The sequence below is a fragment of the Aeromonas sp. BIGb0405 genome, assembly GCF_024807335.1.
GTDB classification, from domain to species: domain Bacteria; phylum Pseudomonadota; class Gammaproteobacteria; order Enterobacterales; family Aeromonadaceae; genus Aeromonas; species Aeromonas rivuli.
On the sequence record NZ_JANUEP010000001.1, the window covers coordinates 724,981 to 748,901 of the forward strand.

Below are 23,921 nucleotides of genomic sequence, written 5' to 3' on the forward strand. Positions count from 1 at the left end.
AGTCTTCCATGCATATCGCCGATACCCAGGCTCCCATCATCAAAGTCGAGCACCTCTACAAGGACTTCTCGGTCAACTCCAATGCCATCAAGAGCGGCAAGATGCGGGCCCTCTCCGACATCACCTTCAACCTGCACAAGGGCCGCGCCCTGGCGGTGGTGGGGGAGTCGGGCTCGGGCAAGAGCACCATCGCCAAGATCATCGCCAAGATGTACAAGCTCTCCAGCGGCCGCATCCTCTATCGCGGCCGGGATCTGGAGGAGTTCAACAAGGGCACCGCCCTGCTCGACTACCGTCAGAGCGTGCAGATGGTGTGGCAAGATCCGTTTGGTTCGCTCAACCCGACCCATACCATCTATCACCACATCGCCCGCCCCCTGCTGCTGCACAGCAAGGTGCTCGACAAGAGAGATCTGCCGGACATGGTCCATGACCTCTTGGAGAAAGTGGGGCTGACCCCGGCCAAGGCAACGGCGGCCAAGTACCCGCACCAGCTCTCCGGCGGCCAGCGCCAGCGGGTCAACATCGCCCGCAACCTGGCGGTGGAGGCGGAAGTGGTGCTCGCCGACGAGCCCACCTCCATGCTCGACGTCTCCATTCGCATCGGCATCCTCAACCTGATGGAGCAGATGAAGAACGAGCTCGGGGTCTCCATGCTCTACATCACCCATGACATCGCCACCGCCCGCTACGTGGCGGAGGATCTGGCGGTGATGTATGTGGGTCACATGGTGGAGTGGGGCGAGGTGGACGAGATCCTGCACCACCCGCAGCACCCCTATACCCAGCTGCTCATCTCGGCGGTGCCCGACCCCGAGAAGAGCATCCACGCCGAGCTCGAAGGCGGGCGCAAGGGGGAGATCCCGCTCTGGACGCCGGAATCCTATGGCTGCCCCTTCGCCGGGCGTTGCAACCAGGTGATGACCCGCTGCAAGGAGGCCATGCCGCCCGTCACCAAGCTTGCCGACAATCACTTCGTGCGCTGCTACCTGCACGAATAAGCCCGAAGGGGCGGCCTTGGGCCGTCCCCTTCCTGAATCAAATACAGAGGCGAGATGGCATCGCAGATGCGGGGAGTACCTCATGCCTGCACCGCTCATCCATCCTCTGTGCCCTTCCCCGAATGTTGAGGTATCGATGGAACTGCTAGTCAATCAGGTGGGTTATGAGTGTCAGGGTCGCAAGCAGGCACTGCTGCAGACCCGGCCCGGCCAGATCCAGGAGGGCCTGGCGCGATTGCTGCCGCTGACCGGCGGCCCTGCCCTGTTTGAGAAGCCCCTCAACGAGGAGGTCTGCGTCCCGGGCTGGCAGCAACGGGCCTTCTGGGTCATCGACTTCAGCGCAGTCACCCAGGCCGGCGACTACCGGCTCGAGGTGATCACCGCCCATGGCATAGTGCGCTCCGCCCGCTTCCGGCTGGGTGAGCGGTTACTGACCCAGCACTGCCTGTCTGACGTCATCCACTACTTCAAGGGTCAGCGTTGCAGCGGCCAATATGACAAGGCGGACAGAGCCGCCCCCCTGTTCGGCGGCGAGCAACGCCGTGACGTGCACGGTGGCTGGTATGACGCCAGCGGCGATGTCAGCAAGTACCTGAGTCACCTCTCCTACGCCAACTACCTCAACCCCCAGCAGACCCCGCTGGTGGTCTGGTCTCTGCTCAAGAGCCGGGAGCTGCTGGCCCGACGTCAGGATATCGACAGCCTGAACCTGGGCAAGCGTCTCGATGATGAGGGATTGCACGGCGCCGACTTCCTGTGCCGCATGCAAGACGAGTCCGGCTTCTTCTACATGACGCTGTTTGACAAGTGGAGCAAGGATGTCACCCAGCGCGAACTGTGCGCCTACGCCACCCAGCAGGGGCTCAAATCCGGCAGCTGGCAGGCGGGCTTTCGCCAAGGTGGGGGCCTGGCCATCGCCGCCCTGGCCCGCGCCGCCCGGGCCGGGGTGAGTGGTGACTTCGCACAGGCCGAGTATGGCGAGGCGGCCCGGCGCGGTTACCTGCACCTGCGCGAGCACAACTTTGCTTATCTGGATGATGGCCAGGAGAACATCATCGATGAGTATTGCGCCCTCCTGGCTGCGGTCGAGCTGACGCACAGCCTCGGGGATGAGTGGCGGGCCGAGGCGCGTCACTGGGCCGAGCGGCTCTGTGCCCGCTTGCGCCCCCACGACGCACTTGGTCACTACTGGAGCGCGAACCAGGATGGCTCGCGCCCTTACTACCATGCCGCCGAGGCAGGCTTGCCGGTACTGGCCCTGCTCGAATACCTGGCGCTGGAGACAGATCCCGACCGCATCGCCAGGGCCGAACTCGTCGTGCGCCAGGCCCTGCTCGCCGAGCTGGCCCTGACCGGGCGTCCCGGCAACCCCTTCGCCCTCGCCCGCCAGTACGTGAAAGGGGTGGATGAGGCACCTCGGGTGAGCTTCTTTATGCCCCATCACAACGAGTCAGGCTACTGGTGGCAAGGGGAGAACGCCCGGCTGGCCTCCCTGGCCGCCGCGGCCTTTGCCGCCGCCGCCCGGCTGCCGGATCTGGCCGCTTCCCTCGACGCCCACGGTCAACGACAACTGGACTGGATCCTGGGGCTCAATCCCTTCGACGCCTGCATGCTCATCGGGCACGGCATCAAGAACCCGGGCTACACCGCGGGCTACCCCAGCGCCCCGGGCGGCATCTGCAACGGCATCACCTCGGGTTTCGAGGACGAGGCCGATGTCGCCTTCATCCCCGATGAATATCGGGATCGCCTGGATCAAAACTGGCGCTGGGGCGAACAGTGGATCCCCCATGGCGCCTGGTTTGCCTTGGCGATCAGCTGGCAGGGGACTCGTCATGAGTAAGCACCCTGTGTTGCCCGATAACATCGCCTACTGGGTCGGCGTCGATGGTGGCGGCACCCATACCCGGGCTCGCATTCGCAACCAGAAAGGCGAGTTGCTCGGTGAGGGACGCGCCCCCGGCTCCAATCTGGAACTGGGCATCGATCTGGCCCAACGCCATGTGCTGGGTGCGGTGCAGGGCGCCATGACGGCGGCCCGGCTGCCGGACTCGGCCCTGGCCCGGATGAGCGCCGGGCTGGCGCTGGCCTCCGCCGAGCTGGAGAGCTGCTATCGGGACTTTCTGGCCCAGCCCCTGCCCTTTGCCGAAACCCGGTTGACCTCGGATGCCTTCGGCGCTTGCCTGGGTGCCTTTGGCGGCGACGAAGGGGCCATTCTCATCGCCGGCACCGGCTCGGTCGGGCTCATCTTTCAGGGAGGCCGCATTCGCACCTGTTCGGGCCGCGGCTTCCCCATCTCGGATCTGGGCAGCGGTGCCTGGCTGGGCCTGCGCGCCATCCAGCAATCCCTGCTCTGCCACGACGGCATACTGGCCCCCAGCCTGCTGGCGGTACGCCTGCTCGACCACTTCGGACGGGATCAGGCGGCGCTGGTCCGTTGGGCGGCCCAGGCGATCCCGGCCGACTATGGCCGCTTCGCCCCCTGGGTGTTCGAGGCGGCAAAGGACGAGGATCCCCTCGCCCAAGCCCTGCTGGCTGAAACCCGGGATCAGCTCGAGACCCTGATTGGCGGCATGCTGGCACAAGGTGCCAACCAGGTCGCCCTGCTCGGTGGCATAGGAGAGCGGCTGCGCCCTCGCCTCGGCCATCTTCCCCTTGTCACCCCGCAGGCGGATGCCCTGGAAGGCGCCATCCTCTTTGCGAAACGGAAGGAACTGCCATGTCTACACCCCTGATCACCATTGCCATCGAACGCCGCGATGAAGAGGACGTCTGGGTCTTGTTGACCCTGGACAGGCTGCCGAGCGAGCCCTGGCAACTGCACTTCTGCCTCGGCCGTCAGGTAGACGCCAGCAGCCTGAAAGGGGGTGAACTCATCCACCAGAGCGGCACTTACAAGGTGATAGCCCCCCACCCGGGGAGTCGAGAGCTGGCACTTTGCTGTCGCAAGACGGTGTTCAAACACCTCACCGACATGCCGCAAGGCTTCTTCCTCAGCCTGCCAGAGTCCCAGCATGGTCCCCAGATCATCCCCGTCACAGTGGCAAGCCAGGAGCTCGGTCTCGACTCTCCCGCGTCAGTGCAACCTGAACTGGCCAGCGTCGATAGCGAGCACGGCATAGTGCCGCAGCCCCGTCGCCTGGTGCGCCTTGAGGAGAGTTACTTTCGGCTCGCCGAGCGTGCTCATGTCAGGGGGCCGGGCAACCTCAGCGCCCTGCTCGGCCACTTCAACGAACTGACCTCCCTGGCCCTTGAGCAGGATCACGACGCCGAAATCACCCTGATCGAAGCCGGACTGGCCGATGAGGCCTATCGCCTGCACATCACGCCACAAGGGGTCGAGATTGCCGCCGCCGGCCTCACGGGCTGGCGTCATGGCCTGGTCAGCCTGGCCCAATGGTATCTGCAACATGGCGAGAGCCTGCCCTGCATCGAGATAGAAGATGAACCGCGCTTTGGCCTGCGGGTCATTCATCTGGATTGCGGCCGTCACTTCCAGCCGATGGCGAGCCTCAAGCGCCTGCTCAAGCAGATGAGCCTCTACAAATTCAACCGCTTCCACTGGCACCTGACCGATGACGAAGGCTGGCGCCTCGAGATCAAGGCCTTCCCGGCCCTGACCGAGGTGGGCGCCTGGCGTGGTCACGGCTTGGCCATCGGCCCCCAACTCAGTGGCGGCGCGCCGCGCTACGGCGGTTTCTACAGCCAGGATGAAGCCCGCGAGCTGATCGCATACGCCGCGAGCCTCGGCATCGAGGTGATCCCGGAGATCGACATTCCCGGCCACTGCCATGCCGCCATCAAGGCGCTGCCCGAACTGCTGATCGAGCCTGCGGATCACTCCCGCTACCTGTCTGTGCAATTTTTTGACGACAACGTGCTCAACCCGGCGCTGCCCGGAACCTATCAGTTCCTCGACAAGGTCATGGACGAAGTGTGCGAGCTGTTCCCGAGCAAGTTGGTGCACATGGGGGGCGATGAGGTGCCCCACGGCGTCTGGACCGACAGCCCGGCCTGCCAGGCGCTGATGCAGCAGCAGGGCTATCGGGACATCCGGGAATTGCAGGGTCACCTGCTGCGCCACTGTCAGGACTATCTTGCCGCCAAGGGGCGACAGATGGTGGGCTGGGAGGAGGTGTTGCAAGGGGACAAGGTGGGCAAAGAGGCCATCATCTGTGCCTGGACCAGCTTCCAGGCGGGCCTGGACGCTGCCAGTCAGGGGTATCCTGTGCTGATGGCGGCGGCCCAGTACCTCTATCTGGATCTCGCCTGCAACGACAACATTGACGAACCTGGCCTCTACTGGGCAGGCACTCCCAATCTGGAGCAGGTCTACTCCTGTGACCCTGCCCCAGCCGATTTCCATGCCAACGATAACATCCTGGGGGTGCTGAGCCCCCTGTGGTCCGAGCTGGTCCATACCCGTGACCGACTCGACTATATGCTGTTCCCACGCATGCTGGCCACGGCGGAAGTCGCCTGGAGTCTGCCGAGTGACAAGGATTGGGCGCACTTCTGTGCCCGGTTGCCCGGTCAACTGGCGATACTCGACCAGCAGCAGGTGCGCTACCGGACACCGCAAAGGTAATGTTGTCACTCTGTTTGGCGGTCTGCGCGGCCGCCTTTTTTTATCCCGTCCCCAACCTCTTGTTTACTTCTTCGCATCAAAAGACATACACTTTGCGCGGCTTTTAACGTGCCATATGGATACATATTATCCACCTGTTGCCCTGTAAATCCCATAAGCAGCCCTTAATGGATCTCGATTGAAGCCGATAATAATAACAACGCTCGCCCATACGAAAGGAACTCTCCCATGCCCAATCAGCCGGCTCCCCTGATCGACCAGGAAGTGACCTTCCCCGACTCGGTCCAACTCGTCTCTATCACGGACTTGCGTGGGGTGATCACCTATGCCAATCCGCACTTCTGCGAGGTGGCCGGTTATACCCGGGAACAGCTGATTGGCCAGCATCACAATCTGGTCCGCCACCCCGAGATGCCCAAGGCCGCCTTCGCCGACCTCTGGCTGCAACTCAAGGCAGGCAAACCCTGGCGCGGCATGGTCAAGAACCGTTGCAAGGATGGTCGCTACTACTGGGTCGATGCCTACGTCGCCCCGCTTTATGAGGAGGGCAAGATCAGCGGCTACCAGTCGGTGCGCTGCAAGCCCACCCCCGCCCTGATCCAGCGGGCCAGCACCATCTACCGCACCCTGCGCCAAGCGGAGCAGGGCGCAACCTCCATGAGCGTCTCCTTTACCCGCCTGCGGCCCGGGTTGGCGCTGGCTGGTCTCGCGGCCCTGGTGGTGCTGGCCTGGCAAATGGCCGGGACAACTGCGGCGCTGTTGATGCCAATGCCCTTGCTGCTGCTCGGTCTCCTCTATCGCGACGAGCTGATCGGCACCCGCCACTATCTGCGCGGGTTGCGCCACGACTATGACAGCCTGACCCGTCAGGTCTATTCGGGGGGGGAAGAGGTGGCCATTGCCGATTTCCACCTCAAGATGGGCGAGGCAAGGCTCAAGACGGTGCTGGGCCGGGTCAATGATGCCACCATGCCGCTGCAACAACTCGCCAGCTCCCTCAAACTCGCCTCGGGTCAGGCCTGCAGCGCCATCGGCGAGCAGGATGCCCAGACCCAGCAGATGGCGGCCGCCATGACCCAGATGGCCAGTACGGCCCAGGAGATAGCGCGCAATATCCAGGACTCCCACGGTCAGGTGGACGAGGCTCGCAGCCGCTGCCTGCAGACCGATGATCAACTCGCGCAGACCGAACGCCAGATCACCGCCCTGACCGGTCAGGCCGAGCAGGCGTATCAGGCGGCCGTCAGCCTGGCCGAGGAGTCGGCACGGATCGGTACCCTGATGAGCGAAATCCAGGGCATCGCCGATCAGACCAACCTGCTGGCCCTCAACGCCGCCATCGAGGCCGCTCGCGCTGGCGAACAGGGCCGTGGCTTCGCCGTGGTGGCCGACGAGGTGCGCACCCTCTCCACCCGCACCCACAAGGCAACCGAGCAGATCCAGGGCAGCATCAACCAGATCCAGCAGACCCTGACCCAGTGGCAGGCGATGATGCAGACCAACTTGCAGCAGACCCGCACCTGCGCCGACTTGACCCGCCAGGGATCAAGCAGCCTGCATCAGGTGCTGGAAGAGATAGAGCAAGTCAGTGCCTGCGGGGCCCAGATAGCAGCAGCCGCCGAGCAGCAGCAGGCCGTGGTTGAAGAGATCAGCCGCAACATCCACTCCATCTCCGAGCACTCCCAGCACAACAGCCACAAGATGCGCGAGGTCGATGAGGTGAGTCAGGCACTGCTCAACCAGTCCAGCCAGCTCAAGGGGCTGAGCCAGACCTTCGGCTGACCTTGCCCCCATAACGGGGCCTTTGTCACACTTGCCCAGCTGACGACACAGGCGCCACCAACATGGAGCCTTTGCCAAACTTGCCCCCATAACGACAAAGGCGCCACAATGGCGCCTTTGTCGTTATGGAAAATGATCAGCCATGCAAGGAACGGAAACCGGGCTCACCAAACAGGCCAGGATAGAGGCCATACTGGCGCTGATACCGGCCGGTCGGGTGGCAAGCTATGGCCAGGTAGCGGATCTCGCCGGCTTGCCAGGCCGGGCTCGTCTGGTCGGCAAGGTACTCAGAGAGACCCAGAAAACCCTGCCCTGGCACCGCGTGCTGGGGGCCGGGGGCAAACTCTCCCTGCCCAAGGGATCGGTGGGATTCGACGAACAGACGGGGCGCCTGCAACAGGAGGGGGTGCCAGTGATGGGGGGACGGGTCAGAATGAAGGAGTGGCAGTGGCAGCCCGATCTCGCCGAGCTGCTGTTCCTGATCCCCTTCTAGGGATCCCTTGCCATGACATGGCGCCCATGACGAGCCCCATGATAGGGCTCATCCCTCGCGAGATGAGAGGATCTCGTCACTGCGAACCTGCACGGGTATGGTTTCCGCCTCCCGCTGCAGCAACACCAGCTGGCTCTGTCTGTCGACCTCCAGCACGTAGCCAACCCCCTCGCGCGTCAGGCAGCTCATGCCTGGCCGGATCTCGTTGATATCCATCTTTGACTCCTTGTCTTGCCTGCCGCTACCTTGCAGCTTTTGCAGTATATCCCCATAAACGAAAAAGGCCCCGCGTTATGCGGGGCCTATCGACATACAGGGATCAGGCCTTCTTGGCCTTGGCCAGACTCTCCTGCCACTTGCCATTGTCGTAGTGGGCCGTCCAGCCTGTCGCCTTGCCGTTTACCTCGGTCATCACGTACTGCTCCTTGGTCTTGCGACTGAAGCGGACGATGGATGCGTTACCGTCAGGATCTGACGCCGGGGCATCGGCCAGGTACTGGTGCTTGGGCGAGAGCCGCTCCTTGAAGCGTTTGAGCTCTTCCACCAGGGGAGCTCGGGTCTCCCGGGATTTCGGGAAATTGCTGGCCGCGAGGAACAGACCCGCCGCGCCATCACGGAGCACGAAGTGCGCATCGGACTGGCTGCACTTGAGCTCTGGCAGCGGCACCGGATCTTCTTTTGGTGGTGCAATATCGCCATTTTTCAGGATCTTGCGAGTGTTTTTACAGGTCTCGTTGGTACAGCCCATGTACTTGCCGAAACGGCCGTTCTTGAGCTGCATTTCGCTGCCACAACGGTCGCAATCTATGCTGGGTCCTTCGTAGCCCTTGAGCTTGAACTGGCCCTTCTCGATTTCGTAACCCTCGCAGTCGGGGTTGCGACCACAGACGTGCAGCTTGCGGGTCTCATCGATGATGTAGGCATCCATGGCGGTGCCACAGAGGGTGCAACGATGCTTGGCGCGCAGTGCCTCGGTTTCGGCCTCTTCCCCATCGGCCGCGGAGACGAACTCGTCCGCCGAGACCAGGTTGATGGTCTTCTTGCAGCGCTCTTTGGGCGGCAGGGCATAGCCGGAGCAACCGAGGAAGACCCCGGTGGTGGCGGTGCGAATGCCCATTTTGCGCCCACAATCCGGGCAGTCGATGTCGGTCTGCACCATCTGGTTGGCGCGCATGCCCCCCTCTTCAGCGGGTTTGTCGGCCTGGGCCAGCTCTTCAGTGAACTCGGCGAAGAAGGCATCGAGTACGTCCTTCCACTCCTGCTCCCCCTGGGCCACCTCATCGAGCTTGTTCTCCATCTTGGCGGTGAACTCGTAGTTCATCAGTTCGACGAAGTTCTCCACCAGACGATCGGTAACTATCTCCCCCATCTTCTCGGCGAAGAAGCGGCGGCTCTCGACCCGCACATAGCCCCTGTCCACTATGGTGGAGATGATGGACGCGTAGGTGGATGGACGGCCAATACCGCGTTTTTCCAGTTCGCGCACCAGGGCCGCTTCGGTAAAGCGAGCAGGCGGCTTGGTGAAGTGCTGGCGAGGGTCCAGCTTGATCAGCTTGAGCGCCTCACCGACGGTCACCGCTGGCAACTGGGTATCTTCGCCTTTGCGGCCCATGGGCGGCATCGCCTTGGTCCAACCGGCGAAGCGCAGAATACGGCCACGGGCTTTCAGCTCGAACTCACCGGCCTTGACGGTCAGGGTGGAGGCATCGTACTGGGCCGGGGTCATCTGACAGGCGACGAACTGGCGCCAGATGAGGTCATAGAGCCGCACCGCGTCCGACTCCATCCCTTCCAGCTCGCTGGTGGTCAGGGTGACGTTGGAGGGACGGATCGCCTCGTGCGCCTCCTGGGCCCCGGCTTTGGAACCATAGAGGTTCGGCTCGCTTGGCAGATAGGGGGCGCCGTACTGGGTGGTGATGTAGTCACGCACCGCCTCGACCGCCTCTTTGCTGAGGTTGGTGGAGTCGGTACGCATATAGGTGATGTAACCGGCCTCATAGAGACGCTGAGCCATCATCATGGTCTTCTTCACCCCAAAGCCCAGACGCGTCGAGGCGGCCTGCTGCAGGGTGGAGGTGATGAAGGGAGCAGAGGGCTTGGAACCGGTCGGCTTGTCTTCGCGGCTGATGACCTTGTAATCCACCCCGTTCAGGGCGGCCAGGGCGGCATCGGTCTCGGCCTTGGTCACCGGCTTGAAGTCGGCACCATTGCGGCTGAGCACTTCCATGCGCAGGGATTCGTCCCCGGCGGTCATCAAGTCGGCATGCAAGTCCCAGAATTCCACCGGCACGAACGCCTTGATCTCGCGCTCCTTGTCGACGATGAGGCGCACGGCCACCGACTGCACCCGACCGGCGGAGAGGCCGCGGGCCAGCTTCTTCCAGAGCAGCGGGGAGACCATGTAGCCTACGACCCGGTCCAGGAAGCGCCTGGCCTGCTGGGCATTGACCCTGTGCATGTTCAACTCGGACGGCTGGGCAAAGGCCTCCTGGATCGCGCTCTTGGTGATCTCGTTGAACACCACCCGCTTGTAGCGGCTCTCGTCACCGCCGATGATCTCGCGCAGGTGCCATGCAATCGCCTCTCCCTCTCTATCCAAGTCGGTTGCGAGATAGATGGTGTCGGCCTTGGCGGCGAGACTCTGCAGTTCACTGACGACTTTCTCTTTGCCGGGCAAAATCTGGTAATTCGCCTGCCAGCCATTGGTCGGATTGATCCCCATGCGGGCAAACAAGGCGTTGCGATCCTTGGCAGCCTTCTCGGATTCGCTGAGCTTGATGCCGCGAATAACGGGTTTCTTGGGTTCGCTGCTGGCACTGCCGCTGGTCGGCAGGTCGCGGATATGACCGACGCTGGATTTCACCACGTAGTCTTTACCCAAGTATTTATTAATGGTCTTGGCCTTGGCCGGAGACTCTACGATGACCAGTGATTTGCCCATGCTGTAACTTTTATCCTCGTTGCACCCGTCGGGGTTGGTGTGCGGTTTTGTGGGGCTGTATAAGAGATTTGACGCCAAAAAGCAATCTTGGCGACAACTTTGCTTACCATGGCTAACCGCATCGCTTCTTTATTTATTAATGCGAAGCCGAGCCGCCGGACGCAACCGCTTTTTCATTTTTATGCCGCACATCGCCGTTTTTTATATCCGAAACAACATAACAAACCGCCCTCGTAACATAACAAAGCACTTTCGTTATCAGCTTGTTACAACAGACAAAATCTCTTTATAATGGCCACATCCCGCAGCTTTGTGCGCGGAAGGAACCGCAACCCATATAAAAATCGAAAGGATGTACTCTGATGAAGCACTTCGAGGTTAACTTCGACGGCCTGGTCGGCCCGACCCACAACTACGCCGGCCTCTCCTATGGCAACGTCGCCTCCCAGAACAATGCCAAAGAAGCCTCCAACCCGAAGGAAGCGGCCAAGCAGGGGCTGCGCAAAATGAAAGCGCTGACGGATCTCGGCATGACCCAGGGGGTACTGGCTCCTCAGGAGCGCCCGGATCTCGCCACCCTGCGTCGCCTGGGGTTCACCGGCTCCGATGCACGGGTGCTTGAGCAGGCAGCCCGCCAGGCGCCCGCCGTGCTGGCCGCCTGTTTCTCCGCCTCCAGCATGTGGACCGCCAACGCCGCCACCGTTTCGCCGAGCGCCGACACCCAGGATGGCCGCATCCACTTCACCCCGGCCAACCTGACCAACAAATTCCATCGCTCCCTCGAGCCCGACGTGACAGGGCGCATCCTGCGCGCCGTCTTCCCGGGCGATCGCCATTTCTGTCACCACAGTCACCTGCCGGACAATGATCACTTCGGCGACGAGGGGGCCGCCAACCATACCCGGCTGTGTCGCGCCTACGGCGAGGCGGGCGTCGAGCTGTTCGTCTATGGCCGCAGCGCCTTTGACGTATCCCAGCCTGCGCCCAAACGCTACCCGGCGCGCCAGACCCTGGAAGCGAGCCAGGCCATAGCCCGTCTGCACGGCCTCGGCGAGGAGACCGCCGTCTTCATCCAGCAGAATCCGGAGGTGATCGATCAGGGGGTATTCCACAACGACGTCATCGCGGTGGGCAACCAGAATGTGCTCTTCTTCCACCAGCAGGCCTTCCTCAATACCGACTCGGCCCTGGCCGAAGTGCGCACCAAGTTTGGTGAAGGCGACCTGCACTTTATCGAGGTGCCGACTGCCGAGGTCTCGGTACAAGATGCGGTGAAATCCTATCTGTTCAACACCCAGATCCTGACCCTGCCCTCAGGCGAGATGGCGATCATCGCCCCGACCGAGTGCCGTGACAACCCGGCCGTGTCCGCCTATCTCAACAAGCTGGTTGGCCTGGGCACCCCCATCAAGCAGGTGCACTTCATGGATGTGAAGCAGAGCATGCGTAACGGCGGCGGGCCCGCCTGCCTGCGGCTGCGGGTCGCCATGAATGATGCCGAGCTGACTGCGGTCAATCCGGCCTGCCTCATCAATGACGGCCAGTTTGCCCGACTGGACGCCTGGGTCGAGAAGCACTACCGCGACAGCCTGGCCCTGGATGACCTGCGCGATCCGGCCCTGGTGCAAGAGTCCCGCACCGCCCTGGACGAGCTGACCCAGATCCTCAAACTTGGCTCCGTCTATCCCTTCCAGCGCTAAGAACCTGGTCACGATCTTACTGCGAGGCCGTGATCAAGGCTCATGCGCGGCTCGGAATCCTCACGTATGCCTATACGCTCCGGTTCCTGCGCTGCTCTTTACCTTGCTGACGACCTCTCGTGACAGCTCGTAGACAGGTTCTAAGCCGCAACAAAGCCATAAACGAAGGGCCGGGCAAGAGCCCGGCTTTTTCATTTCGTTTGCGTAATGGCTGCTCAGCGCCAGGGGCTCTGCTGCCAGAGCCGCTCCAGCCCCTGCACCAGCCCCAGCGCCCCCTGCTGGCCCAGCTTCTGGGTCAGCGACTTGGGCTTTTGGAAGCAGAGTCCCACCAGATGCCGCTCTTGCGCACGGCGCAGCAGGTAGTCATCGCTGGTACAGAGCTCATCCACCAGCCCCAGCTCCTTGGCATGACCGGCGAGCCAGTGCTCCCCGGTGGTGACCTTGTCGATCTCCAGGGCCGGGCGATGGGCGGCCACGAAGCCTTTGAACTGCTCATGGATGGCCCCCAGCTCCTCGCGAAACTTCTCCCGACCCGGCTCATCGTTCTCGCCGAACATGGTGATGGTGCGCTTGTATTCGCCTGCGGTGTGCATCTCGAATTCAATGTCGTGCTTTTTCAGCAACTTGTTGAAGTTGGGCATCTGAGCCACCACGCCGATGGAGCCGACGATGGCGAAGGGGGCCGCCAGTATCCGGTCAGCCACGCAGGCCATCATGTAGCCACCGCTGGCCGCCACCTTGTCGATGGCCACCGTCAGGGTGATCTGCTTGTCCCGCAGTCGCTGCAACTGGGAGGCCGCCAGGCCATAGCCATGCACCACACCGCCGCCGGATTCGAGACGCAGCAATACCTCATCGCCAGGCTGGGCGACCCCTATCACGGCGCTCACCTCTTCCCGCAGGGAGGCGACTTCTCTGGCATCCATGCTGCCATGAAAGTCCATCACGAACAGACGGCGCCGCTCATCCCCTTGCTTGCCACGCTGCTTGCTGCGCTCTTTTTGCTGTTTCTCGATCAGCTTGCGCTCCTGCTTGCCGGCAAGAGAGGTGCGCAACCTGTCCTGGGTCTGCTCCAGCTCGGCGGAGAGATCCCTTATCACCAGCTCACCCTTGCGGGACTTGGGGTGGCGCGCACTGACCAGCATCAGGATCAAGGCGCCGATGGCCAGCAAGAAGGTGAGTGTCTTGGCCAGAAACAGGCCATATTCGCTCAGAAATGCCACAGAGAACTCCGTTGAGAGTGAAAATTTTTCCCATTCTAGGGAGTTTGCCCAAAGGGCGCAAAGACTGTTGCCAGCCCCAAAGCAGGCCGCGGCTGGGGAGCCGTCTCCCGCCCTTGGCGCCGGGTGTGCCTCGGCCAGCGAGCCGGGAGAAACAGTACACAGAGCGCGTCATTGCCTGGCGCCTTTGAATTATTTGCTGGCAAGCCTCTCGTTTTCTTCACATTTTTACCCCGGGACGCTGGTCAAACCGCCAAACGCCTCAGTACACTTGCCCGGATAATGCCAGCGCCTTGCTCGACAGCAATGATCGAGCGCACTGGCCAACCGCAGAGAATCAAAGGAGTCGTCATGCTCGATTATCAGGCCCCCGCCACCTTGCTCAACAACAAAGTCATCCTGGTGACGGGGGCTGGCGATGGCATTGGCCGTGAAGCGGCACTGACCTTCGCAGCCCATGGCGCCACCGTCATACTGCTCGGCCGCACCGTGGCCAAACTCGAAGCCGTCTATGACCAGATTGAAGCCGCCGGTCACCCCTTGCCCGCCATCGCCCCGGTCGATCTCAAGGGGGCCACCGCCAGCCACTACCGTGGCATGGCCGAGACCTTCGCGCAGCAGTTCGGGCGCCTCGATGGCGTCCTGTTCAATGCGGGCCTGCTCGGTACTCTGTCGCCCTTCGAGCATATCCAGGAGAAGGAGTGGGACGAGGTGATGCAGGTCAACGTCAAGTCCGAATTTCTGCTGACCCAGGCGCTGCTACCGCTGGTGCGTCAGACCGCCAAGCAACATGGCGAGGCCTCCCTGCTGTTTACCTCCTCCGGTGTGGGCCGCAAGGGCCGCGCCTACTGGGGCACCTATGCCATCTCCAAGTTCGCGGTCGAAGGCATGATGGAGGTACTGGCCGACGAGCTGGATAACACTGGGGTGCGGGTCAACAGCATCAATCCAGGGGGGACCCGCACCAAGATGCGGGCCAGCGCCTTCCCGGCCGAAGATGCCATGACGCTCAAGACGCCAGCCGATCTCATGCCCCTTTATCTCTACCTGATGGGGGCTGACAGCCAGGGCAAAACGGGCCAGACCTTCGTCGCCCAACCCAAATAACCAGAAAAACAGGCCTGTCCCGCCAATGGCAGTTAGTGTTATTAGAGTCCGTTGATACGGGCTTGGTGCAGAATAACCAGCAGGTGAGTTATGTTTCGACCCAAGAGTACCTTCGAGCAGTGGCGCATCTTTCAGGCCGTGGTCGACTGTGGCGGCTACGCCCAGGCGGCCGAGGCACTGAACAAGAGCCAGTCCTCCCTCAACCATGCGGTAGCCAAGCTGCAGCAGAGTCTGGGGGTGGCGCTGCTGGAGGTACGTGGTCGCAAGGCGGTGCTGACGCCTGCGGGAGAGATCTTCCTCAAGCGCGCCCGCCAACTCAGCCTGCAGGTTGAAGACCTCGAAAACCTGGCCGACAACCTGGAGCGCCAGTGGGAACCCCAGATCAACCTCTATGTCAGCACGCTGCAACCCAGGGAGCGACTCTACCGGGCGCTGGCCCGCTTCTATCCTCGCAGTAGGGGCTGCCGCATCAACCTCCATGAGCGGGTGCATTGCCACTTCAGTGCCTTGCAACTGGGGGACTTGATGATCTCGGAGCACCTGCCAAGCGATCGCACCGGCCTGCCCCTGGACGAGGTCACTCTGTTGCCCCTGTGCGCCCCCGGGCACCCCCTGGCCTGCGAACCAGCCCCCCTGCCCCTGGACAGACTGGCCAGCCATAACCAGATAGGTCTGCATCCCCCCATTCATCGCTCGGTGGACTGGAATGATGCCGAGGATACCGGCTGGAAGGTGACCCACTATCAGGAGGCGATCGCCCTGCTGCAACAAGGGCTCGGCTATGGTTGGCTGCCACGCCACCTGGCCAACGGCGCCCTGGCCGATGGCAGCCTGGTGCCGCTCACCCTGGAGGGTGGCAGCGAGCGCCACCTCTATACCTACCTGCTGACCATGAGCCCGGATGCCCTGGGCCCGGCTACCGAATTGCTGCTGCGTTGCCTGCGCGATGAGTACCAGCATCCGGATAAGCGCCCGGAGCGCTAAGGCCAAGACCCGGATCCACCGCCGGGGCCACCGTTGCACGCCACTCTTCCCTCACCCCCTTGCCAGCCAATAAAAAACCCGCACAACGCGGGTCTTCTCTTCTATTCATGCCGCTGGCCACAGGCCAGGCTCACTCAGGCATTGGGGACTCGCCAGCAGGCGACCAAGGCCAGCATGGCCAGGGTCAGCGCCACCATGAAGACACCGTGGAAGCTCCACAGCTCGGCGACGATGCCGGCGATGGCGCCCGCCAGTATGGAACCGGTGCGAATGCTGTTGGCGAACAGGGTGGTAGCGACCCCGGCCCGACCCGGCATCAAGTCCTGGAAGTAGGACATGCCGATGCCGGCGATGATGCCGATGAAGATGGCATTGAACAGCTGCAGCGCGATCAGTGCCTGCTGGCTCGACAGCGTCACCAGGCCGATGTAGAAACCGACCCCGGCCAGCACCGCCACCAGCATCATGGGCCGCTTGCCGAAGCGGCGGGTGTAGTAGCCCGCCAGCAGCATGAAGGGGATCTCCAGCGCCGCCGCCGTGCCCATCAAGATCCCGGCCAGCTTCTCATCCAGTCCGAGCTCGCGGGTGATGTAGAGCGGCATGTTGATGAGATACATGCTGTTGCAGGTCCACATCAGGGTCGAGGCGATGAACAGCGCCCGCACCGAAGGATCCCGCCAGCTGCTGACCCTGGGGGCAGTCTCATCTTTCACCGGCAGTGGCAGTGACGGCAGCCAGCGCCACACCACCAGACCACAAATGAGATAGGCCAGGGCGGAGGCGAGATACATCACCTCGAAGCCATAGCCAATGGCCAAGGCGAACGCCATGGGCGGCCCTATCACCCAGGCCAGGGAGAACTGGGCCCGCATCACTGAGCTGAACATGTCGGCGCGCTTCTGCTGGCGATCCGCGTGCTCGCGCGCCAGGGCGAATAGCTGGGGGCTGGCGGTGGCCGCCAGGCTGGCCAGCAGCACCCCGAGACTCACTAACAGCCAGTAGTTGCGGTTCCAGGCAAACAGCAGGGAGAGCACGATACCGGCGGCGCAGCAGCGCAGGATCAGGGTCTTGCGATCCCCCTGACTGTCGGATCTGTGGCCAAGCCATTGACTGACGAGGATGCCAACCAGGGCATTGACCGTGTAGAACAGGCCGACCAGGAAGGGACGAACCTGCACCTCCTCGGCCAGGAACAGGCTCAAGGTGGGCACCTGCAGGGCCACCGCGACCCCCGTCATGAAGGTGACGGCCAGAAACGACAACGAGACGGGATCCGGACGTTTGATGACCGCAGTCAAGGATTTCATAGGGCTATCACCGAATTGGAGGAAGGAGGTGCGAGTGCACTGCATGACGATGGCTATTTTATGACACTATCAAGAGCCAGCTCAAGGCTTGCGACTCCCCCACGGACACCGTACATTGAGAGGCCATGTCGCCAGGCGGCACTCCCCATGATGGCAAGCCAGTGGCAGCCAGGCCTCGCACCTCAGTGGCCGGGGCCCCAGACCGGCAACCCCATGGCGACAAGACTATTTGGCTAAAAAAGGATGGCAGATGTTTGATTTTGACAGGGAAATTGACCGCAGCGGCACCATGAGTCTGAAGTGGGACAAGTACAAGGGCCAGGACGTGCTGCCCATGTGGGTCGCGGATACCGACTTCGTCTCTCCTCCCAGCGTGCTGGCAGCACTGACCGAGCGGGTCGCCCACGGCATCTTTGGTTACTCGCGCCCCTCCCCTCGTCTGATTGAACTCATCATGGCTCGCCTGAGTGAGCGTTATGGCTGGCAGATAGAGGCCGAGTGGCTGGTATTCCTGCCCGGCGTGGTCCCTGGTCTCAATCTGGCCTGCAAGGCCTGGAGCCAGCACGGTCGCGGCATCATCACCCCCAAGCCGGTCTACTACCCCTTCTTGCAGGCACCAGGCTTCAATGACCGGCCCCTGCTGACCGTGCCCATGGTGGAGCAGGATGGCCGCTGGCTGATCGATATCGAAGAGCTGGAGCGTCAGGCTCCCTCGGCAGATCTGCTGCTGCTCTGCAATCCGCAAAACCCGGGCGGTACCATCTTCACCCGCGAAGAGCTGGCCACCATCGATGCCATCGCCGAGCGCCACAACCTGGTGGTCTGCTCGGACGAGATCCACTGCGACCTGCTGCTGGACAAGGATGCCAGGCACATTCCCTATGGCGCCATCAGTGCTGAAGCCGCCCAGCGCAGCGCCGTCATGATGGCGCCGAGCAAGACCTTCAATATCGCCGGCCTCTGCTGCTCCTTCGCCGTGGTGCCCAATGCCCGGCTGCGCCTCAAGTTGCAACAGGCGATGCGCGGCATCAGTGCCGACGTCAACCTGCTCGGTTTCGTGGCGGCCGAAGCCGCCTATGAAGGAGGCGAGGCCTGGCTCCTGGCGCAGCTCGACTATCTGCGTGGCAACCTGGCGCTGATCGAGGCGGCCGTGGCCCGCTGGCCGGGGGTCAAGATGGCGCGCAATCAAGCGACTTACCTGGCCTGGATAGATGTGGGCGCCCTGGGCCTGGAGAATCCCATCCCCTTCTTCGAGCAGGCGGGGGTTGGCCTCTCCCCGGGTGCCCAGTTTGGTGACGGCGATTTCGTGCGCCTCAACTTTGGCTGCACCAGAGCACTGCTAACCAAGGCGCTGGCTCGCATGGAGCAAGCCATCCTCACGCTGCCCAACTAAACCCGATGGGCCCAGTGGCCCATCCCTTTTTCCTGATTGGTTATCTATGCGCCCACGAATATCTACCCTGCTCGCCCCCCTGTTTGCCTTGCTCTGCTGGGGAACAAACGCCCAGGCCGCTGACAGCTACCTCACCATCAGCACCGGGGCCCTCACCGGCGTCTATTACCCTGTCGGTGGCGCCCTCTGTCGCCTGTTCAACGCAGATAGCGCGTACAACAACCTGCACTGCAGTGTGCAGAGCACCAAGGGTTCACTCGCCAATCTGCGCGATCTGGCGAGTGGCAAGAGCCAGCTCGCCCTGGTGCAATCCGATGTGCTCTATCACGCCGTGCATGGCACTGGCCCCTTCGTACAGCAGGGCCCAGATGCCTCACTACGCACCCTCTACCGGCTTCATCGCGAGTCGGTCGCCCTGCTGGTCAGCGAGAAGAGCAGTATCAGCAGCCTGGGGGATCTGCTGGGTAAGCGGGTCGATCTCGGCAGTGCCAACGGGGGGGACAGGATCACCATCATGGCCCTCATTGAGGCCATGGGCTGGCAGAGCAAGGATTTCGGCACCGTGGCCGAACAGGGGCCCGATCGCCTGCAAGGTCTGTGTGATGGCACCCTGGATGCCGCCTTCGTGGTCGCGGGTCAACCGAGTCAGGTTATCTCGGACTTGACCGGCCGTTGCAAGGCACGGCTGGTTGCCATCGAGGATGGCAAAATCAATCAACTGATCGAGGGCTCAACCTATTACGAGCAGGGTCGCATCGCGGCCAATCTCTATCCGGGCCAGACACTCTCTCTGCCCACCATCGCGGTGTACGCGGATCTGGTGGCCCTCGATACCTTGCCCGCCGAGACGGTACATCAACTGCGGCGGGTCATGGACGCGCGGCTCAAGCAGTTCACTCGCCTGCACCCGGCCCTGATCGCGCTCACCCAGGAGAGCATGATGGCGCCGACCCCGGCACCGCCCCATGCCGCCATGCTGGATGACGCCAATGCGCCCCCGGCAAGCGATGCCACACTGCCGAGCCTGATGCCAGCGTCACTGCAACCTGAGCTCTCATCGTCATCGGCCGACGCCACCACCCTGGTTTCCGGGGCTGTCTCGACCGAATCAACCCCGACCGAAGTGGATAATGCCGTCGAAGGTGCCGTCGAAGGTGCCGTCGAAGGATCCGCACCAGCGGCCATGGCAACAGGCACAGTCCCCGCCCCAGCCGAGACAGAGCAACCAGCCTCGGCCGCCAGCAACCCAGTGCCAGCTGGCCAGGAGCCCGCGGTGAGCGACCCCGTTCAGCCATCAGCGGCTCAGCCAGCCCCTTGAGTCTGCGGTCAGGCCCGCTGGGCAGATAACCGCACTACCCGATGAAACAACGGCCACCCCAGGGTGGCCGTTGTTATGTGGTGAGGATCCGCTCAGTCGCCATCCAAATGGGATGCATCGCGCCTGCCCATCTGAACCCATCGGCCCCCTGGCTGGCCCATCGACCGCTTATTCATCTCCTCCCCCTGTGCGCTCCTTGCCCTGTCCCTCCTTGGCCTGCTCACCCAAGGCCAACTCCAGCCCGAGATAGGGGTGAGGACGCTGTATCTCCTCCTCCACCCAGTGCAATAGCTGCTTGATAGCCCGGGACAACACCTGATTCTGGCGTACCACATAGCCCAGGCTGGTACTGGGGAAATCGTGCAGCTCGCTGACCGGCGCCGTGAGCTTCAGCCGCGGGTGCAAGGAGAAATCGGGCACTATGGCGACCCCGAACCCCGCCTCGGCCCAGTCGAGCTGGGCATCCACGCTGCCCACCTCCATGATGCGACAGGGTGGCAGCCCGAGCAGGGGCAAGGAGGGATCAATCAGCGCCCGGGTGCGGGTGTCGTGACCGAGCAAGATCAGGGTCGGCTCGTCGAGGGGATCGCTCTGCCCCGCCCTGACCCTGGCTTGCCAGCGGCTCAATCCCTGACCCAGGGCGCACCAGGTCACCTGTTGCAGCTCGGTATAGAACAGCGGTTCACTGCGCTTTTGCGCCATCACGAAGCCGAGATCCGCCCGCCCTGCCTTGACCAACTCGGCGGCCTGATCCGAGGTGGTGTTGAACAGGGTGAGATCGATGCCGGGGAAGGCTTGCTTGAAACGCTGAAATGGCTGGATCAGCAGCAGGCGCGAGATGATGTCGCTGGCGGCGATGGCGAGCTTACCTTGGCTGAATTGCCCCAGGGCATTGAGATCGGCTTGGCAGAGTTGCAGCTCGGCAATGGCGCGCTCGGCGCTTTGCAGCAAGCGCTCCCCCGCCTGGGTGAGCCGAAAGGGACTGCGCTCGATCAACCTCACCCGGGTCGCCTGCTCCAGATTCTTGAGGTGCAGACTGACATTGGGTTGGGTCATGTGCAGTTCGGTCGCCGTCTGGCCAAAGTGCTGCAAGCGCGCCAGGGTGACGAAGGTATTGAGCCAGTGAATATCCAACATGGGGTCACTCTCGCCCGCGGCAGGCGCGCAGTGGCGCGTCATGGCGGGTCTTTGCCGATAAATTGGTCACAATTATATGACTTCCTTATCGGAATTATAAAGATAATTAATTTTTCTAATCCGCCCCAGGCTCCTAGGATGAACGCCTAACGTCTTAGGAGAAAGTCACATGTCGTCTATCGTAGTCGTAGGTGCTAACTGGGGTGATGAAGGCAAAGGCCGCATCGTCGATTATCTGGCAGGCCAATCCGCCGCCAGCATCCGTTTTCAGGGCGGCAACAACGCCGGCCACACCGTCGTCAACGACCTGGGCACCTTCAAGCTGCACCAGCTGCCGAGTGGCGTATTCAACCCCGATTGCCTGGTCGTGCTTGGCCCTGGCATGGTCATCAGCCCAGAGCCTTTGACCAAGGAATTGGCCGAAGTGAAGGCCGCCGGTGTCAATCCCAAGATGGCCATTTCAGATCGTGCCACCTTCTGCCTGCCGATCCACGCCCTGGAAGATACCCTGGAAGAACTCCGTCTGGGCGATGGCGCCTACGGCTCCACCCGTCAGGGCATTGCCCCGGCTTACGGTGATCGGGTCATGAAAAAAGCGATCCTGGTCGGCTGGCTGAAACAGCCAGAAGTACTGGTCGAACGCATCCAGTTCTTCCTCGACTGGAAACTGCCGCAGCTCAAGGCGCTCTACCCGAGCTTCGAGTTCAGCCAGACCGCCCAGGAAATGGCCGACTGGCTGCTGGAAGTGTCCGCGCCCTGGATCGACGCCGTCTGCAACGTCAGCGAGCCGCTCAAGGCCATCCAGGCCCAGAACGGCACCCTGCTGTTCGAAGCCCAGCTGGGCGCCGGCCGTGACCTGATCTATGGCGAATACCCCTGGGTGACCTCCTCCCACGTCTCCGGCGCCTACGCCGGGATCGGTGGCGGCCTGCCGGCCCTGCGCCCCGAGCGCGTGATTGCCGTGGCCAAGGCGTTCAGTACCTCTGTGGGTACCGGCACCCTGATCACCGCCATGGAGAACCAGGAAGAGTTCCGCAAGTTCGCCAACGAGTTCGGCGCCACCACTGGCCGTCCCCGTGACATCGGCTACTTCGATGCGGTCGCCACCAAGCAGGGTCTGGAGATCCAGGCCGCCAACGAGATCGCCCTGACCAAGCTGGACTGCCTCTCCGGCATGCCGGACTTGAAGATCTGCGTGGCCTACGAAGGCGCCAACACCGAGAACCCGATCTGGCCGCAGACCGCCGGTCTCAAGCCGGTGTACGAGTCCATGGAAGCCTGGAGCGAAGAGATCTCCCACATCCGCAAGTTCGAAGACTTGCCCAAGGCTGCCCAGCACTATGTGCTGCGCATCGAAGCCCTGCTGGGTGTGCCGGTGCCCATGGTCTCCGTCGGCCCGGGCCGCGAGCAGATGATACTGCGCTAAGCCGCCTCAGCGCCCTTGGCAAGATAAAAACCGACACCTCCGGGTGTCGGTTTTTTTATGTCTTCACCCCGCACTCCACAGCGCCACCCCTTGAGAGCCCGCCATCACAAACGCACTCAGATTCACAATGGTGCCTATGTACGCGGGATGGGATTGAGTCGTTCAGTGACACCGCCTTTCCCCTGCCTCAACAGACTGATGCCATCCTCCATCGAGGCAGGCCAGCTGATGGACCAGGCATTCAGCTTCAACGGTGTCGGCCGCGAGGAGAGAACCGCTCTCCCAGCCGCTTCACCGCCTGTAGCAAGCTGGCACTCGGCCTGATCTGCGTACCTCGCCTTTCCCTGACCCAAGGCTGCACGTTGATCGTGGCTGGAGCACTGCCATCTTTAACCTCTGGTCATCACGCAACGCCGTTCACATCCCTATGTCTGGCGGCGTGGACCCGAGCAATGCGCATGGACGAGTTGGCCCTGCTGGTACGGAAAGCCGTTGCCGCCCTCTGAGTCGCCCCTGTTTCAGCAACAGTTCAAAGCCCTGCTCCTCAGGGCTTTTTTATGAACGCCTCTGTGCTGCTGGTTGATGGCCGGATCTGGCCAGGAGCCTTGCGCGCCCATGACCTTGGCGCAACCAGGATGGGAAGTATCGGGGTCAACCATAAGGAGGAGGAAGAGGCAGAGGGTTGCGCTGATATCCGATGGTCATCGGTGGCAAGAACATGCCAGTCACTCAGGATCCCCAACGCAACAGGGGGATCAGGCGCTCAGTGCTAGGTCAACAACAGCGCATAGTTACCACCTCTTCCCCAAGGTCGGCCTTGTGACCAACATCAAGCTAAGCCCATTAATGTGAAAGTGTGAACCACAGCCGATTATTAACTGCTTTCGTCACCTGAGCAGGTGAAATGACGAAAATAAAACTAAATGATTGAAATATATCTGTTTTTATAAAAATTAAGCCTCACTGAAAAACCACCCATCTGACTCCTTATTTTTCCATCCTTTGAAATCGTGAACGGCACCAAAGTGACAGGTCAATATGGGACTATTTTAGTGATACGCGAAATATCAGTTAGATCTGTAAGTCATTACAATGATGTCAATGAGGGATGATTAGTTAACCATAGGTTGTGACGGCAAGAGACAGCTTCATCCCCCCCTATACAACTGGTTTTTAATCGTGAGGTAGTGGTTATGGAAAAGAAACGGATTTACCTGTTTTGCTCTGCCGGGATGTCGACGTCACTGCTGGTCTCGAAGATGAAGGCCCAGGCTGAGAAATATGATGTGCCCGTGGAGATAGATGCCTACCCGGAAACCCTGGCAGCCGAGAAGGGGCAGGATGCGGATCTGGTGCTGCTGGGCCCGCAGATTGCCTACATGCTGTCTGAGATCCAGACCCTGTTGCCGGGCAAGCCGGTCGAAGTCATCGACTCCCTGCTCTATGGCAAGGTCGATGGGTTAGGGGTCCTCAAGGCCGCCGTCGCATCCATCAAGAAGAGCCTCACTCAGTAAGGAGAACACC

Annotated in this window: 18 protein-coding genes; 13 read left to right on the top strand and 5 right to left on the bottom strand. The window is 62.0% G+C overall.

The window, feature by feature from the left end:
* Positions 1–8: 8 nt before the first annotated feature.
* From M2366_RS03405 to M2366_RS03430, 6 genes are all read left to right on the top strand, one after another.
* Positions 9–1,001 (top strand): ABC transporter ATP-binding protein, encoded by a 993-nt coding sequence (locus M2366_RS03405; RefSeq protein WP_042041494.1) that lies wholly within the window; start codon positions 9–11, stop codon positions 999–1,001.
* A gap of 136 nt (positions 1,002–1,137) precedes the next feature.
* Positions 1,138–2,844 carry a glycoside hydrolase family 9 protein gene (locus M2366_RS03410; protein ID WP_259268957.1) on the top strand — a complete coding sequence of 569 codons (1,707 nt, stop codon included), beginning with the start codon at positions 1,138–1,140 and terminating at the stop codon, positions 2,842–2,844.
* The gene (locus tag M2366_RS03415; RefSeq protein WP_259268958.1) at positions 2,837–3,736 is read left to right on the top strand and encodes a BadF/BadG/BcrA/BcrD ATPase family protein; all 900 of its coding nucleotides are present in this window, start codon (positions 2,837–2,839) and stop codon (positions 3,734–3,736) included. Before M2366_RS03410 ends, M2366_RS03415 begins: the two co-directional genes overlap by 8 nt.
* Positions 3,721–5,589: a beta-N-acetylhexosaminidase gene (locus M2366_RS03420; RefSeq protein WP_259268959.1), complete on the top strand. Its 1,869-nt coding sequence runs from the start codon at positions 3,721–3,723 to the stop codon at positions 5,587–5,589. Before M2366_RS03415 ends, M2366_RS03420 begins: the two co-directional genes overlap by 16 nt.
* 228 nt (positions 5,590–5,817) lie before the next feature.
* The gene (locus M2366_RS03425; protein WP_259268960.1) at positions 5,818–7,371 is read left to right on the top strand and encodes a PAS domain-containing methyl-accepting chemotaxis protein; all 1,554 of its coding nucleotides are present in this window, start codon (positions 5,818–5,820) and stop codon (positions 7,369–7,371) included.
* Positions 7,372–7,513: 142 nt separating this feature from the next.
* The gene (locus tag M2366_RS03430; RefSeq protein WP_259268961.1) at positions 7,514–7,864 is read left to right on the top strand and encodes an MGMT family protein; all 351 of its coding nucleotides are present in this window, start codon (positions 7,514–7,516) and stop codon (positions 7,862–7,864) included.
* A gap of 48 nt (positions 7,865–7,912) precedes the next feature.
* Here M2366_RS03430 and M2366_RS03435 read toward each other — a convergent pair whose 3' ends face one another.
* Both M2366_RS03435 and topA read right to left on the bottom strand, forming a co-directional pair.
* Positions 7,913–8,080: a hypothetical protein gene (locus M2366_RS03435; protein WP_198135252.1), complete on the bottom strand. Its 168-nt coding sequence runs from the start codon at positions 8,078–8,080 to the stop codon at positions 7,913–7,915.
* Positions 8,081–8,183: 103 nt separating this feature from the next.
* Positions 8,184–10,805 carry a type I DNA topoisomerase gene (topA, locus tag M2366_RS03440; protein ID WP_042041488.1) on the bottom strand — a complete coding sequence of 874 codons (2,622 nt, stop codon included), beginning with the start codon at positions 10,803–10,805 and terminating at the stop codon, positions 8,184–8,186.
* Between the two features lie 362 nt (positions 10,806–11,167).
* On the opposite strand from topA, the gene astB reads away from it, so the two are divergent.
* The gene (gene astB, locus M2366_RS03445; protein ID WP_042041487.1) at positions 11,168–12,505 is read left to right on the top strand and encodes an N-succinylarginine dihydrolase; all 1,338 of its coding nucleotides are present in this window, start codon (positions 11,168–11,170) and stop codon (positions 12,503–12,505) included.
* A gap of 215 nt (positions 12,506–12,720) precedes the next feature.
* On the opposite strand, the gene sohB is transcribed toward astB, so the two are convergent.
* Positions 12,721–13,728: a protease SohB gene (gene sohB / locus M2366_RS03450; RefSeq protein ID WP_042041486.1), complete on the bottom strand. Its 1,008-nt coding sequence runs from the start codon at positions 13,726–13,728 to the stop codon at positions 12,721–12,723.
* Positions 13,729–14,076: 348 nt separating this feature from the next.
* On the opposite strand from sohB, the gene M2366_RS03455 reads away from it, so the two are divergent.
* Both M2366_RS03455 and M2366_RS03460 read left to right on the top strand, forming a co-directional pair.
* Positions 14,077–14,832, top strand: a complete 756-nt coding sequence (locus M2366_RS03455) for a YciK family oxidoreductase (RefSeq protein WP_224432419.1) — start codon at positions 14,077–14,079, stop codon at positions 14,830–14,832.
* A gap of 90 nt (positions 14,833–14,922) precedes the next feature.
* Positions 14,923–15,816, top strand: coding sequence for a LysR family transcriptional regulator (locus M2366_RS03460; protein WP_259236416.1), 894 nt, complete (start codon positions 14,923–14,925; stop codon positions 15,814–15,816).
* Between the two features lie 134 nt (positions 15,817–15,950).
* Here the strand turns inward: M2366_RS03460 and M2366_RS03465 are convergent, their stop codons facing one another.
* Complete coding sequence (locus M2366_RS03465) at positions 15,951–17,123, bottom strand: MFS transporter (RefSeq protein ID WP_224432417.1); 1,173 nt, start codon at positions 17,121–17,123, stop codon at positions 15,951–15,953.
* A 250-nt stretch (positions 17,124–17,373) separates the two neighbouring features.
* Here M2366_RS03465 and M2366_RS03470 point away from each other — a divergent pair, with 250 nt between their 5' ends.
* Positions 17,374–18,516, top strand: a complete 1,143-nt coding sequence (locus M2366_RS03470) for a MalY/PatB family protein (RefSeq protein WP_259268962.1) — start codon at positions 17,374–17,376, stop codon at positions 18,514–18,516.
* Between the two features lie 46 nt (positions 18,517–18,562).
* On the top strand, positions 18,563–19,834 hold the full coding sequence (locus M2366_RS03475) for a TAXI family TRAP transporter solute-binding subunit (RefSeq protein WP_259268963.1): 1,272 nt from the start codon (positions 18,563–18,565) through the stop codon (positions 19,832–19,834).
* Positions 19,835–20,002: 168 nt separating this feature from the next.
* Here M2366_RS03475 and M2366_RS03480 read toward each other — a convergent pair whose 3' ends face one another.
* Positions 20,003–20,971 carry a LysR family transcriptional regulator gene (locus M2366_RS03480; RefSeq protein ID WP_259268964.1) on the bottom strand — a complete coding sequence of 323 codons (969 nt, stop codon included), beginning with the start codon at positions 20,969–20,971 and terminating at the stop codon, positions 20,003–20,005.
* A gap of 169 nt (positions 20,972–21,140) precedes the next feature.
* Here M2366_RS03480 and M2366_RS03485 point away from each other — a divergent pair, with 169 nt between their 5' ends.
* Both M2366_RS03485 and M2366_RS03490 read left to right on the top strand, forming a co-directional pair.
* Positions 21,141–22,397 carry an adenylosuccinate synthetase gene (locus M2366_RS03485; RefSeq protein WP_224432414.1) on the top strand — a complete coding sequence of 419 codons (1,257 nt, stop codon included), beginning with the start codon at positions 21,141–21,143 and terminating at the stop codon, positions 22,395–22,397.
* A 1,193-nt stretch (positions 22,398–23,590) separates the two neighbouring features.
* Positions 23,591–23,911: a PTS sugar transporter subunit IIB gene (locus M2366_RS03490; RefSeq protein ID WP_224432413.1), complete on the top strand. Its 321-nt coding sequence runs from the start codon at positions 23,591–23,593 to the stop codon at positions 23,909–23,911.
* The last annotated feature ends 10 nt before the right edge of the window (positions 23,912–23,921 follow it).